Annotated in this window: 11 protein-coding genes; 1 reads left to right on the forward strand and 10 read right to left on the reverse strand. The window is 40.2% G+C overall.

What is annotated here, in order from left to right; genetic code table 11:
- Positions 1–71 precede the first annotated feature (71 nt).
- The 10 genes from RM545_RS16980 to RM545_RS17025 all read right to left on the reverse strand — a co-directional run bounded on the left by RM545_RS16980 (position 72) and on the right by RM545_RS17025 (position 14,400).
- The gene (locus RM545_RS16980) at positions 72–974 is read right to left on the reverse strand and encodes a TlpA family protein disulfide reductase (protein WP_311496480.1); all 903 of its coding nucleotides are present in this window, start codon (positions 972–974) and stop codon (positions 72–74) included.
- 122 nt (positions 975–1,096) lie between these two features.
- Complete coding sequence (gene ruvB, locus RM545_RS16985; protein ID WP_311496481.1) at positions 1,097–2,119, reverse strand: Holliday junction branch migration DNA helicase RuvB; 1,023 nt, start codon at positions 2,117–2,119, stop codon at positions 1,097–1,099.
- A 201-nt stretch (positions 2,120–2,320) separates the two neighbouring features.
- Positions 2,321–4,162 (reverse strand): cytochrome c oxidase subunit I, encoded by a 1,842-nt coding sequence (locus RM545_RS16990; RefSeq protein WP_311496482.1) that lies wholly within the window; start codon positions 4,160–4,162, stop codon positions 2,321–2,323.
- A 20-nt stretch (positions 4,163–4,182) separates the two neighbouring features.
- On the reverse strand, positions 4,183–5,349 hold the full coding sequence (locus RM545_RS16995; RefSeq protein WP_311496483.1) for a cytochrome c oxidase subunit II: 1,167 nt from the start codon (positions 5,347–5,349) through the stop codon (positions 4,183–4,185).
- Positions 5,350–5,381: 32 nt separating this feature from the next.
- Positions 5,382–6,767, reverse strand: coding sequence for a quinol:cytochrome C oxidoreductase (locus tag RM545_RS17000; RefSeq protein ID WP_311496484.1), 1,386 nt, complete (start codon positions 6,765–6,767; stop codon positions 5,382–5,384).
- A gap of 20 nt (positions 6,768–6,787) precedes the next feature.
- The gene (locus RM545_RS17005) at positions 6,788–7,489 is read right to left on the reverse strand and encodes a c-type cytochrome (protein ID WP_311496485.1); all 702 of its coding nucleotides are present in this window, start codon (positions 7,487–7,489) and stop codon (positions 6,788–6,790) included.
- A 9-nt stretch (positions 7,490–7,498) separates the two neighbouring features.
- On the reverse strand, positions 7,499–8,023 hold the full coding sequence (locus RM545_RS17010) for a DUF3341 domain-containing protein (protein WP_311496486.1): 525 nt from the start codon (positions 8,021–8,023) through the stop codon (positions 7,499–7,501).
- A 3-nt stretch (positions 8,024–8,026) separates the two neighbouring features.
- Positions 8,027–9,853 (reverse strand): NrfD/PsrC family molybdoenzyme membrane anchor subunit, encoded by a 1,827-nt coding sequence (nrfD, locus tag RM545_RS17015; protein WP_311496487.1) that lies wholly within the window; start codon positions 9,851–9,853, stop codon positions 8,027–8,029.
- Between the two features lie 34 nt (positions 9,854–9,887).
- On the reverse strand, positions 9,888–12,977 hold the full coding sequence (locus RM545_RS17020) for a TAT-variant-translocated molybdopterin oxidoreductase (protein WP_311496488.1): 3,090 nt from the start codon (positions 12,975–12,977) through the stop codon (positions 9,888–9,890).
- 55 nt (positions 12,978–13,032) lie between these two features.
- Positions 13,033–14,400 (reverse strand): c-type cytochrome, encoded by a 1,368-nt coding sequence (locus RM545_RS17025; RefSeq protein ID WP_311496489.1) that lies wholly within the window; start codon positions 14,398–14,400, stop codon positions 13,033–13,035.
- Between the two features lie 224 nt (positions 14,401–14,624).
- On the opposite strand from RM545_RS17025, the gene RM545_RS17030 reads away from it, so the two are divergent.
- Positions 14,625–15,014: an SPOR domain-containing protein gene (locus tag RM545_RS17030; RefSeq protein ID WP_311496490.1), complete on the forward strand. Its 390-nt coding sequence runs from the start codon at positions 14,625–14,627 to the stop codon at positions 15,012–15,014.
- Positions 15,015–15,448 lie beyond the last annotated feature (434 nt).

A 15,448-nucleotide genomic window follows, 5' to 3' on the forward strand; every position in this document is an offset into this window, starting at 1 on the left:
TTGTTTTTAAAAGATCGTAAAAGCGTTATTTTTAAGGCGCTCTCCGCAATTTGTCTTATTAGGCAACGTTTTTACAACGTCTGCTTAATAGTTTTTTCCAATTCTTCTGTGTTAGCTTTACTATACCCTTCTATAATATCAACCACTTCATTTTTTTGATTAATAATAATGTGAGTTGGAAATGTAGTAACGCTATAATTATTTCCCTCAACTATAACAATATCGTATAAAAATGGATGTTTGGTCAAAAAATTCTTGACGAGCATATTTTTATTGGTATTAACCGCCGGTGCAATAAAGCTTACATTCTCATTTTTAAACTTCTCAACCAATTCATTCAATTCGGGTATTTCTTTAATACATGGAGCGCACCAAGTACCCCAAAAATTTAAAACGATGACATTACCTTTCAAAGCTTGCGACGAAATTTCATTTCCATAGATGTCTGTATAATTAAAAGGCGAAATTTCTTCTCCAATATTATAATTTATTCTATTATTGAAATTGGGGTCAATAAGTTTGGCAAAAGAATGGTCTAAAGTAGGAATAGATTTCAGAATTTTATCAAACTGCGCATCTTCGCTTAAAGGTTGAGAAAACTTCCATATTTTACCCTCGTTGTCTGAAATTCCTATTATATAACTCTTTCTTTTATCGCGAAAATTTATTTGAAATAATGCTTGAACTTGATCTCCTGAGTGAGTCAACTTCATTAGCTTCTTAAATTCAAAGTTATCGGTGTCGTTTTTTAATATTTTCCTCCAGATTTCTATAAAATCCATTTTAACTTTCTGATCATTACCATAGTAAGCGGGTAATAAGAAATCAACATATCTGGGTATATCTCTATTATTATAAACATCAATCATCTGTTGTATTTGAGTAGAAGCAGATGTGCGATAATCAGCTTGTCCGAGTACAGAAAAACCTATTAAAAACGACATAATAATCAATGTATATCTTATTTTACCCATCTAATTTTATTTTTATTTGAATGAAATAAATTTGCCTAGCGTAACTATTGAATCAATAAGCACAGAATGGAACAACTAAAAACCAATCCTGAAGCCGAAAATTGGCAATTTTCGGCTTCAGCTTAGAAAAGTCCGCCCTGGACGTTGCCTTTTACCCGTCCCAAGTGCCTGTATGCGGCCTCGGTGACCTCCCTGCCACGCGGAGTGCGGTAAATAAAGCCCTGCTGAATAAGAAAAGGCTCATAAACCTCTTCTATAGTTTCGGCACTTTCACTAACGGCTGTGGCGAGCGTGGTAACGCCCACAGGCCCACCCTTAAATTTGTCAATTATCGTACTTAATATCTTGTTGTCCATCTCGTCCAGGCCATGCGCATCTACATTTAGCGCTTTAAGGGCATATTTTGCAATTTCCAGGTCGATTTTTCCGTTCCCTTTAATCTGGGCAAAATCCCGAACCCGCCTTAAAAGCGCATTTGCTATACGCGGCGTTCCCCTGCTCCTGCCGGCGATTTCGATGGCTGCATCAAGAGCAATAGGAACTTTAAGGATCTCTGCACTCCGTTGCACAATATCTGAAAGTAGCTCTGTTGTATAATATTGAAGTCTGCTGGCGATTCCAAATCGCGCCCTCATAGGTGCGGTAAGCAAACCTGAACGCGTGGTGGCACCAATAAGGGTAAACGGATTTAAATTGATTTGAACAGTTCTCGCATTGGGACCAGATTCTATCATAATATCTATCCGGTAATCTTCCATTGCAGAATATAAATACTCCTCAACAACCGGACTCAGCCGATGGATCTCATCGATAAAAAGAATATCCCGTTCTTCCAGATTGGTAAGTAAGCCGGCAAGATCACCGGGTTTATCCAGCACCGGCCCGGAAGTAACCTTTAGCGTAACATTCAGCTCATTTGCCAAAATGTGGGCGAGGGTGGTTTTCCCCAAACCCGGGGGACCGTGAAAAAGGGTATGATCCAATGCTTCCCCTCTTAAATTCGCCGCCTGAACGAAGATCTTCAGATTTTCCAGCACCTGATCCTGTCCTGCAAAATCATCAAAACTCAACGGCCGCAAAGCTCTTTCTACATCAAATTCTTCCGAAGAAAAATTTTCACCGGTAGGATCAAGATTTTCATTCATAAACAGGGTTTAATTTTGCCGGGGTGGGCTTTAGCTTATCTTTTTCAACTTATCACAAAGATAAAAGAAAAAAGCTGCCAAACGGGACGCTTCTTAATATGTAAAATTTCACCTGGAGCCAGGAATTCAGCAGATAAGATTTAAAGAAAAACCCCGCAGGAATCATCTTGTGGGGTTTCTTTATATTCAAAATTAAAATTCTTAAGGACTTGCCACCTGGTGCCCCTCACCTAATTCTTCTTCATGCTCCTGAAGCGGCACATCTTGCGGCACGTAATCCTGCCCAGGAATTACGTATTCACCATCTTTATTCGTTTTACTGTAATCGTAAGCCCAACGGTGTACAGATGGTATTGGTCCCGGCCAGTTTCCGTGGATATGCTCCACAGGAGTTGTCCATTCTAATGTATTGGCTTTCCATGGATTTTGTACGGCTTTTTTTCCGTAGAACATAGAACCAAAGAAGTTATACATAAAAGCCAGTTGCACAAGAGCAGTAATGATAGCTGAAACGGTAATAATCACGTTAACATCCTGAAGGTCATCGAAATATGGGAAAGCCGTGTTGGTATAATATCTACGAGGCAAACCTGCCATCCCAATAAAGTGCATAGGAAAGAATACTCCGTAAGCTCCAGCTATTGTAACCCAGAAGTGAATATAACCGAGATTTTTGTTCATCATTCTACCAAACATTTTAGGATACCAGTGGTAAACCCCGGCAAAAAGTCCGTACAATGCTGAAATACCCATTACAAGGTGGAAATGAGCTACCACAAAATACGTATCGTGAACGTTAATATCCAGTGTGGAATCTCCAAGGATAATCCCGGTAAGACCACCGGTAATAAACGTACTTACAAATCCAATGGAAAACAACATCGCAGGGTTCATCTGCAAGTTACCTTTCCAGATCGTTGTGATCCAGTTAAAAGCTTTTACTGCAGAAGGGATTGCAATTAATAAAGTTGTAAAGGTAAATACCGAACCAAGAAACGGATTCATTCCGGACACGAACATATGGTGACCCCAAACTATTGTAGATAAGAAGGCAATTGCAAGAATGGAAGCAATCATCGCCCTGTACCCAAAAATAGGTTTACGGGAATTGGTAGCTAAAACTTCTGAAGCGATTCCCATCGCAGGAAGGATAACAATATAAACTTCCGGGTGACCAAGGAACCAGAATAAATGCTCAAAAAGAACCGGAGAACCTCCCTGGTGTGCTAGTACTTCTCCTTCTAAATAAATATCACTAAGGAAGAAGGAAGTTCCGAAGCTACGGTCCATAATAAGTAACAGTGCTGCAGAAAGTAATACAGGGAAAGAAACCACCCCGATTATTGCAGTTACAAAGAATGCCCAGATTGTTAAAGGAAGCCTGGTCATGGACATTCCATTAGTTCTTAGGTTAAGTACGGTTACAATGTAGTTTAGTGACCCCAACAAAGATGAAGCAATAAAGATTGCCATGGATGTTAACCAAAGGGTCATTCCCATTCCAGATCCTCCTATGGCCTGTGGCAAGGCACTTAAAGGCGGATAAATAGTCCAACCGGCAGATGCAGGTCCTGCTTCTACGAATAAGGAGCTAAGCATTATAATACATGATACAAAGAACAACCAATAGGAAACCATATTAAGGAATCCTGAAGCCATATCTCTTGCGCCAATTTGCAAGGGAATTAAAAGGTTACTGAAAGTACCACTTAGACCTGCCGTAAGCACAAAAAACACCATGATGGTACCATGTATGGTTACAAGTGCCAAATAAACTGACGGAGTCATTACGCCATCAGGAGCCCACTTACCAAGAAGTGCTTCAAAGATCCAGAAAGACTCTTCCGGCCATGCCAACTGCATTCTGAAAAGAATGGACATAAGGATACCGATAACTCCCATTAGGAGACCAGTAATAAGATATTGCTTGGCAATCATCTTATGATCCTGGCTAAAAATATATTTTGTTATAAATGTTTGCTTATGATGATGTCCATGATCGTCGTGATGATCCTGAGCCGGTGCGTTTGCTATTGCTGACATATCTTTAATTCTTTAATCTTTTAAATTTCTTCTCCTTGTTCCATTGCTTCCATCGTCTCTCTCACCTCTTCGGGTGCATCCCTCTTCTCTTGCTTAATCTCTGCTTCCTGCCCAGATGGAGGTTCCTGCTCTGCCATAGTAGCACCAAAAGTTTGTTGCTCTGCCAGCCAGGCGTTATAATCTTCGGGACTTTCTACCACAATTTTCATTTGCATGTTGTAATGAGCAACCCCACAAATCTTGTTACATAACAGGTAAAAGTCGAATTCGTAAGAATCCAGTGGTGCTTCTCCGTTAGCCATTAATTGCTGACTATTTTCTTTTCTTATTTCATTGATCGTTCTCACCTTATCTACCATATATTCAGAACTCCGCATATCTTCGGTAGTGATTGTTGGGGTAAAGCCAAATTGTGTTATCATTCCCGGAACAACATTCATTTGCGCCCTGAAATGTGGGAAATAAGCGGAATGAAGTACATCCTGAGAACGGAGCTTAAAAACCACAGGCCTTCCTACAGGTAAATGCAGTTCTGTTGCTACAATGTCGTCTTCAGCATAAATATCATTTACATCTACACCTACGGTGTTTACACCTTCTATAAAACGGACATTAGCCTTTCCTAAAGTATTGTCCTCTCCGGCATACCTGGCCGTCCAGCTAAACTGTTTTGCATATAATTCAACTATTAAAGGATCATCCTCTTCATTTATATTCATAATACTTGACCAGGTAAAAAGGCCATAAAGGATTAATCCCGAAAGTACAATTACCGGGATAATGGTCCAGATAAATTCCAACTTATCATTATCTGCATAGAAAAGTGCCCTTTTACGCTTGTTCCCTCTGTAGTAGTAGGAAAAATAAAACAACAACGCTTGTGTTAGCACCTGCACGATCATGATAACAGCGATAGAAATAAACATCAGGTTATCATACTGCGAACCATGTTCTGATGCTCCTCCCGGAAGATAGAATCTACTGTAATACCAGAAGCAGTAAGCCATTAGGATAAAGAACAGAATCACAAAGACCATCATAAACAGTCCCTGACTATTATTGTCCTTATCGGTGGCAATTTCAGATGTATCTGTATCAGGACTTCTTGACAACTGAAAAATCTTCGACATTTGCCAACCCGTTACGGCAAGAAGTGCCAGTACTACTATTACTAAAAATACGGTCATCTTATAATTTCTTCTTTAAACAATATTCTTTATTAATAATGGTAATTCTCACTTTCCTTAAGGAAAGGGTTTCTCTTCACCAAAAGCGGTGCTTTAGTAAGTGCATTAAAGACCACAAAAGTAAACAATCCTCCAAAGAAAAGTACTGCACTTATTTCAGGAATTCCAATAAACCAGGATTCACCAACGGTTGAAGGCATTATCATTACAAATATATCCAGATAATGTCCAATTAACACCACAATACCGGTCATTACCACAAACCAGTTTACCCTTTTATAGTCACTATTCATTAGTACAAGAACCGGGAACAGGAAGTTAATGGCCACCATACCAAAGAACGGCAGACGATAATCCTCCATACGGGTAATATAATACACTACTTCTTCTGGTATGTTAGAGTACCAGATCAACATAAACTGTGAAAACCAAAGGTAGGTCCAGAAAATACTGATCCCGAACATAAACTTGGCCAAATCGTGGATATGGCTGTTGTTAACAAAGGTCAGGTATCCTCGCGATTTCAGATAAATTGTTATTAAAGCAATAGTTGTAATACCGGAAACGAACATACTTGCGAAAACGTACCATCCAAACAAGGTGCTAAACCAGTGAGGGTCCACACTCATAATCCAGTCCCAGGACATCATAGATTCTGTAACTATAAAGAATACCAGAAATCCTGCAGATAATTTAAAGTTGGTTTTAAACCAGCGATTATCATTCGCCTCATCATGTCTTAAAGAATTCCTTCTCAACAAATATCCAAAGAAAATCCATCCACCAAGATATATTGCAGCTCTAATCAAAAAGAACGGAACATTAAGGTAAGATGATTTATTCTGAATGATTTCATCTGTGGCTACTACTTCCGGATCCATCCATATAAAGAGATGATTAAGATGAAGCCCTGAAAGTACAAGAAGAATAAACATTATTACTCCTCCCGGCAGCAGGTAAGCCGATATACCTTCCATCACCCGAAATAATACTGGGGACCATCCCGCCTGTGCCGCATATTGTATAGCATAAAACGCAAGCGTACCAAGAGAGATCATAAAGAAAAAGAAGGCCGCTACATATATCGCAGCCCACGGTTTGTTCTGTAATTGGTGCAAAACATGTTCGTAATGTTCGTCTTCATGAGATCCTGCCTCGCCGTGTTCCCCTTCGTGATCTTCTTCATAACCTGCATCCTCAACTTCTTTGGGAAAGTTGTGCTCGTTTGCCCCTTCTACTCCCTCTTCGTCGTATGTTACTTCCTGATGCGTCTCACCATGTTCTCCGTGTGATGCCATCATTTCCCTGACCTCTTCCACAGAATCCGGTGCAGCTATAAATCCGTATATGAGACCTATGGCACCAACAATCATACATATAATTGCGGTTAACTTTAATTTACTGGATAGCGTGTACATAATGATAGATCTAAATACTTTTATTCTTCGTTTTGATTTTCTTCCTCCTCGCTACTCGTGGTAGAAGTTTCTTTGGAAACCATCTCTTTAACCGCATTAACTGCCGGGATAAGATTTTCCACCTCATTAAAACCAGCAGCTTCTTCAAATTCTCTTTCTGGATTTCCTGCTAATTGATCTTTAAGACTCATTACATAATGATCGATTAACCAACGCTCCTCGATAGAAGTTTGAGAAGCATAAGAGCCCATGTTATTGAGGCCATAATACATCACATGGTACACACTTCCTTCTGTAATAGCCCTACCGGCATCATCATAAGCCGGAACACCAAGAATCTTTTCTCTTTCGGCTAATATTCCCTGTCCGTCACCATCATCACCGTGGCAGACTGCGCAGTAAATCGTGTATAGCTGTTGTCCCGCAGCAAGATTATCTTCTGTGTAAGGTAGAGGATTTTGAAGATTTGCTTTGGCAGATGCGTAGCCTTCTGCATCATTTTCGTATGGATAAGGCATCCATCCCCTGGAAACAGTTCCTTCTACAGGTAATTTCGCTTCCTGCCCATTTTCAAAAATTGGATATTCTCCATAGGTTTCATAAGGAACGGTACGATACATGTTTGGCATGTATTCGTAATTTGGCTTTGAATTCTCAACACAAGAAACCACAGTCGCAGCCATTATGAATAACAATAAGTATCTTTTAAATAAACTTTTCATTATGTCTATTTATTTTTCAATTAGTTTAATTTCAGATGCCCCTGTATCATATAAGAATTTTGTAAGCTCATCTATATTATGACTTGCCGCATCAACTTCCATAAGGAACATATCATCTGTTGTTCTTAAGTCAGGATTTTCAGCTTTCTTAAAAGGCCATAATTTACTTCTCATATAGAAGGTAATAACCATTAAGTGAGCTGCAAAAAACACAGTAAGTTCAAACATAATAGGCACAAACGCCGGTAAATTTTGAAGAAAACTAAAACTCGGCTTCCCTCCAATATCCTGTGGCCAGTCTTTTATCATTATAAAATTCATCATTGCGATCGCCACACTCAGTCCAATTACACCGTAGATAAAAGAAGTAATAGCTAATCTTGTTGGAGCAAGACCCATTACTTTATCCAGACCGTGCACCGGGAACGGAGTATAAACCTCCCCAATATGATAGCGTGCTTCACGAACCTGCTTCACTGCCTGTATAAGCAAGTCGTCATCATTATAAATAGCGTGTATAACTTTTGATGCCATCTCTTATCTATTATTTTTTAAATCATTTGCCTGTGCCACCCAGTTATCACGTTTTTCAGCGATTGGAAAAGCCTCTATAACTTCATCAAGCAATGTGAAATCTTTCTCTGTGAGTTTACTAACCTGATCGTAAAGATAGATTCCCACCTGGTGTAAACGCTGTTCCAGTAAAGGACCAACATTTTTAAGCTTCTGCAGGTCATCCTGAGATTGCGTGGCGGGATCGTAAGTTCCAATTCTGCCCAGCATTTCGTCAATTCTGTCCCTTGTAACCTCGCTACCAGTTAATGCATCGGCATTTACCGTACCCTCGTGCCCCTTTCCGTTAGCATCATCTTCGGTTTCTCCCGGAAGTGATTTATTAAATTCCCTTGCCTTATCTTCATCTCTTGTAGAATTCGCTACCGGCTGTTGAATTGGATTTGGGTCATAATGCTTCACATGGTCACCATGCTCGGTTCTTAATTTCTTATACCTGTCTCCTGAAGCTTTTAGAATAGATTTAACTTCAGCCTGTGCAATTACAGGGAAAGATCGTGCATATAAAAGAAATAAAACAAAGAAGAATCCAATGGTTCCAATAAAAATACCAATATCGACAAAAGTTGGCGAGAACATGGTCCATGAAGACGGAAGATAGTCTCTGTGAAGTGAAGTAACGATAATTACAAACCGCTCAAACCACATTCCAATGTTTACCACTATCGAGATAAAAAAGGAGAACATAATACTTCTTCTCAATTTAGGAAACCACATGAATTGTGGTGAGAATACGTTACAGGTCATCATAGACCAATACGCCCACCAGTAAGGACCTGTGGCCCTGTTAAGGAAAGCATATTGTTCGTATTCCACACCAGAATACCACGCGATAACCAACTCTGTAATATATGCTGTACCAACAATAGAACCGGTGATCATAATTACTATGTTCATCAATTCTATATGCTGAATTGTAATATAATCTTCAAGATGAGATACTTTTCTCATAATAATAAGCAAAGTGTTCACCATTGCAAATCCAGAGAAAATCGCTCCAGCAACGAAGTACGGAGGGAAGATTGTAGTATGCCAACCAGGAATAACCGACGTAGCAAAGTCAAAAGATACGATGGTGTGCACTGAAAGTACTAATGGTGTTGCCAAACCGGCAAGAACAAGGGAAACCTCTTCAAAACGCTGCCAGTCTTTAGCCCGTCCACTCCATCCAAAAGATAAAATTCCGTAGATCCTTTTATTAAAGGGGGTAATAGCCCTGTCCCTGATCATTGCAAAATCCGGAAGCAAACCTGTCCACCAGAATACGAGAGATACTGAAAGATAAGTGGAAATAGCAAATACATCCCAAAGCAACGGTGAATTAAAGTTAACCCATAATGTTCCAAACTGATTAGGAATAGGCAAAACCCAATAAGCCAGCCATGGACGCCCCATGTGAATAATAGGGAAAAGACCTGCCTGCATTACCGAGAATATTGTCATAGCTTCCGCAGAGCGGTTAATCGCCATTCTCCATTTTTGACGGAACAGCAACAGTACCGCGGAAATAAGAGTACCGGCGTGACCAATACCTACCCACCATACAAAGTTGGTAATATCCCATGCCCAACCGACGGTTTTATTTAATCCCCAAGTACCGATCCCGGTTGAAACCGTATAGATTATACATCCTAATCCCCACATAAAAGCTACAAGCGCAATGGAGAAAACAATCCACCAGGATTTATTAGCCCTTCCCTCTACCGGTGCAACTACATCTAACGTGACGTCGTGGTACGTTTTATTACCGGTTATTAAAGGCTTTCTTATAGGTGCTTCGTAATGAGACATATCCTTTTATAATTGATTCTTTATTATTGATTATTTAAGCGTCTGCTGTATTTCTCACTTTAGTTTGATACATCACATTTGGCTTTGTGCCAAGATATTCCAACATGTGGTACATCCTTTCATCCTGCCTTTTTTCATATATCAAGCTTTCCTCATCATTCACATCTCCAAATACAATTGCACCTTTATCACAAGCGAGGGAACATGCAGTCTGGAATTCTCCATCCTGAACAGGTCTTCCTTCCCTTTTTGCATCCAATATAGTTTTTTGGGTTCTCTGAATACATAATGAACATTTCTCCATTACTCCCCTGGACCTTACAGTAACATCAGGATTCAGCACCATACGACCAAGATCATTGCTCATATGATAATCAAACTCTTCATTTTTGTTATATAGGAACCAGTTAAACCTACGAACTTTATATGGACAGTTGTTCGCACAATATCTTGTTCCCACACAACGGTTATAAACCATTTGGTTTTGTCCCTGGCGACCGTGAACAGTTGCTGCTACAGGACATACAGTCTCACATGGTGCCTGGTTACAGTGCTGACACATTACCGGCTGGAATACCACCTGCGGATTATCTGCGGGCTGCTCCAGTTCAGCAAAAGTGGAAAGGGAACTGCCCAGACCGGACATATTCTCTTTAGTTTCTATATCTGTTCCAAAACCTTCATCTTCAGAAGCATAATATCTGTCTATACGCAACCAGTGCATATCTCTTGATCTCCTTACTTCTTCCTTTCCTACTACTGGTACATTATTCTCAACGTGACATGCGATAACGCAAGCCCCACAGCCTGTACAGGCATTAAGATCTATAGACATATTAAAATGATGCCCAATACTGCGGTCAAAATTTTCCCAAATATCGACCTCTGGAGAAGTGACTGGCGTTTCCTGGTGATTTAAAGAAACTTCAGCAACAGGATTCCAGAAGTGATAATCCTTCGTATTAAAAATTTCTAAGGTTGTCTCCTTTATAATATCACCTCTTCCCATAAGGGTGTTATGAAGCTGAACACATGCAAATTCATGAATGCCCTCTACTTTTTCAATGCTAACGGTTTGAACAGAATTGAAATTCTTATAAAGAGGATAGGCATTAACACCAACTTTCATTTCATCCTGTACAGCCTCAGTCTTACCATAGCCAAAAGCCAAAGCAACCGAACCTCTGGCCTGACCAGGCTGAATGTAGACAGGAACATCTTTTACAACAGTATCTCCAAGTGTAATATTAACTTTGCTTCCGTTTAGCCCCCCATTAGAAACGTGATAATTTTCAAGTCCCATTTCTTCTGCGTCTACCCGGGAAATTTTTAAGTAATTATCCCATGATGCTCTCGTAAGAGGATCAGGCATTTCCTGAAGCCAGGGATTGTTAGCCTGCTGGCCATCTCCCATAGCAACAGAAGTATAAAGTTCTAATTCAAGACCTGCTTCTTCATCTATTGCCGAAGAAAGATTTCTTGCCGCAACAGAATCACTGTTCATTTCCGGTAAAGCTTCGGCAACATCACCGGCAGCAGCAAACTCAGAAGCTGCATCCAGCTCAAATGCTCCATCATGTAAACCCTGATTCCAACCTTCGGCACCCAAAGATCCAGACCACATTTCTTTTAGATACTCGTAATAATTTTGAGAATTATCACTCCAGTTTAACAATGTATCCTGTAATTGTCTTGTATTAAAAAGCGGCCGTATAGTTGGCTGCATCAAAGCAACATTTCTGGTTGTGAATTGTACGTCCCCCCAACTTTCTAAATAATGTGGAGTTGGACCTACAAATTCACATAGTTTTGCTGTTTCATCTTCTTTAGATGTAAAGGCTACTGAAAGTTCAACGTTTTTAAGCCCCTCTACAAACTCTAAGGAGTTAGGCAAACTATAAACCGGATTTACACCCGCGATAATTACAGCTCCAATATTACCTGCAGCCATATCGTTCACAAGCTCAGTAACTGCAGTAGCGTTTCCCTGCCTTAGCATTCTGGGATTTTCAACATCCATTACAGCACTTCCAAGGCTTTCATTTATTGCCAATGCTAACGACTGGGCATCATTATCAGGAATACCGGTAATTACAACCGCATTACTTCCTGCACGCCTCAGTTGAGCAGCAGCTTTAACAACGATATCATCAAGTTCTGAAGGAAGGTTGCTGGTAGAAGCACCATTTACAATATAACCATAAAGAGCAGCCATTACCGCCTTTTGCTGAGATGGCTTTAAAGGAACACGCTTATCGGCATTCGCACCAGACAAGCTCATATTGGCTTCAAACTGAATATGCCTGGACATCCTTCCGTTTTTAGGAATACGTCCCAGAGCATACTTTGAATCATATCCACCACCATTCCAGTCTCCCAAGAAATCAGCACCCACAGAAACGATAGTTTCAGCCCTCGAAAAGTCATAAGCCGGTAATGCGCGTCTTCCATATCTTGCCTGAAATGCATTAAGAGCAGCATCTTCAGAAACAGCATCGTAGACAACATGTCTTACATTACCGTACTTTTCTGAAAATTCACTAATGATTCGCGCCGTAGATGGACTTGCAAACGTTGGGGTAAGCAATGCAATTTCCCCATTAACATTATCTAATCTTCCTTTAACCGAACTATCAAACTCCTCCCAGGAGATATTTTGTCCATTAGCCTTGGGGTTTTTGAGCCTTTTTCTATCATAAAGAGATAACACTGAAGCCTGAACCCTTGCATTCGCGCCGGTATTAGCCATGGTATTAACCTCAATCTTTATAGGCCTTCCTTCCCGGGTCTTTACAAGAACCCCGGCGAAATCGAAACCATCGGCCATCGTAGTAGCGTAGTAATTTGCATTACCAGGAACAATTCGTTCCGGCTGCACTACATAAGGTATAGATTTAACAACAGGTCCTTCACAGGCTGCAAGCGTTGCTGCTGCAGTACTAAAACCAACATACTTAAGAAAATCCCTTCTTGATGTTTTAGAACTTTCCAGAGAGTTTTTATCTCCTAAAAATTCATCAACCGGTATTTCCTCAACAAATTCCTTCTGTTGTAGCGCCTCAACAATAGAACTGTTCTTATCCAGTTCCTCAACACTTGTCCAGTATTTTTTGTTTGATGACATATATATCTAAATATTAACTTCTAAATTAAACCTGCTCTTCAGCAGAAAAAACATTTTAATAATGGCATTTACCACATTCTATCCCACCTAAATCAGCAGCAGTAACTTCTTCCACCCCATACTTTTTAGCCAGTTCTTCATGGATTTTTTCGTAATATTCATTGCCCACCATATTCACCTTAGTCTCACGATGACAATTTACACACCACCCCATTGTTAAAGGCGCATGCTGATACATCACCTCCATTTCCTCAACAGGACCATGACACGTTTGACACTGAGTTCCCTGTACGGATACGTGCTGAGAGTGATTAAAATACGCAAAATCAGGCAGATTGTGTAAACGAACCCACTTTACCGGCTTTGCCTCACCAGAATATGTTCTTGATCCAGGCTCCCAACCTGTTGCCTCATACAACTTGGCTATTTCTTTATCATAAAATTCTTTTGTAAACTCTGCAGTCGCCGTTTCCGGAGCAACTTCAGCAATCGATTTATGACAGTTCATACATACATTTAACGAAGGTATCCCTGAAGTTTTCGACGTCCGTGCAGAAGAGTGACAGAATTTACACTCTATCTGGTTATCCCCGGCATGTATTCTATGTGAAAAGTGAATTGGCTGGATTGGCTGATAACCCTGATCTACCCCAACCTGCATCATATATCCATATCCATAATATGCAACACCAAGAAGCACTACCACAGCGAGCACCACCACAAGGAATTGGTTTTCTACAAAGGATTTGTATAATGGTTTTCTTTTTGGTTTTTCGGGGATCACCACACCACTAGCTGCAGCGAAATTTCTAAGGGTTTTGTTTACAAGAAATAATACAGCCAATAACATTAGCAACACAAAAGCAAGAACCCCCAAGATCAGGTTGGTTGAAACCCCCTGGCCTCCACCACCAGCACCTTCAGCCCCACTTTGTTGAGCCGAAACCGGAGCTTCAGGTTTTGGCTGCTCTACGTAGGCCAGAATGTCATTTATCTGAGCTTCTGTCAACTGAGGAAAAGGAGGCATTACCGTCTCGTTGTATTCCTCAAAAACAGCTACAGCTTCAGAATCTCCAGAAGCAATAAGATTAGTACTATTGTGGATCCACTGATAAAGCCAATCCATGTCACGTCTTTCAGTAACACCGTTAAGGGCCGGGCCTATAGATTCAGAATAGGGTTTATGACATGCAGCACATAAAGAATTAAACAAAGATTTACCATTGGCCGGGTCTCCCAATCCACCAGTAGCCGCAGCCGCTCCCGCAGTTTGCTCCTCACCCTGCGCCTGCTCCTGCTGTTCCTGAGAAGCATCGGCCGAAGCGTCATCCTGTGCAATTCCCGTAACTGTAAACGATAAGAAAAACGCTACGCTTAAGAGCAGCAATCGTGAAGTTGAATGGCGGTATTTCACCTTTTTCATATTATAAGTTGAATTAACGTCTAAACTTTGGTACGGTTTTTCTACTCCTTAAAAAGCAATAAAAATATGTATCCGTACCTTGAAATTCGTGCACAAAAGTAATATATAAAGTGCATTTAAGGAATGTTACAGATGTGTTAATCGATAATTTATATTTGTTCTAAATAATAAATTAAGACACGTTTAAGTTATTTAGCTTTACCTTTGTCTTAAATGTAATAATTATGCGAAAGTTATCCCGAAATAACCTGATTTTCACCTGCTTTTTGACTGCAGTTTCGTATGCAAATCTTTCAGCTCAGAATGCTGAGATTAACATTAATCAGGATGAAAAAATCTCCAAACTGTTGGAATTAAAAACTGAAATGTCTGAAGGAAATAAAATTGGGGACAGATATAAAATACAATTATTCTACGGAGACAATAAAGAGGCCAGTGAAGTGTTTAAGGATTACGAGAGCAAGTACACTTATCCGGCAATGATCGATTATGAAACCCCTAATTACAAAGTATATGTAGGTAATTTCCGTAACCGACTTGAAGCAGACAGAGCATTAAGAGAAATTAAGGAAAATTTTCCCGGAGCTTTTATTCCGAAGCCAAAAAGAAGGTAAGTGAATATTACTGAAAGGGTCAGGCTGCGTTGCAGTAGAAAAAATTTCAGTATTAAGTGGCCGGAAAAAATCCGTACCGATATTTGCCAGTTTTCGACCATCAATTAGAGCCAGGAGCGCTACGCTGCAGGAACTAAGAGCCAGGATTTCTTCAAAACTTAGTTCAAAAGCTTCAAAAATTTCACTCTGCAACATTGCAAATCCTGAAATCTTCAATTTTGGATAACGGGAGAAAATCCGTACCGATATTTGCCAGTTTTCGACCATCAATTAGAGCCAGGAGCGCTACGCTGCAGGAACTAAGAGCCAGGATTTCTCCAGAAACGTAGTTCAGAAGTTCCTATTTTCAACATTGCAAATCCTGAAACCTTCAATTTTAAGCGACGGGAGAAAGTGCATATCAATATTTGCCATTTTTCGACCATCAGTTAGAG

Origin of the sequence: Autumnicola lenta, assembly GCF_031846515.1 — a bacterium.
In the GTDB taxonomy this organism is placed as follows: domain Bacteria; phylum Bacteroidota; class Bacteroidia; order Flavobacteriales; family Flavobacteriaceae; genus Autumnicola; species Autumnicola lenta.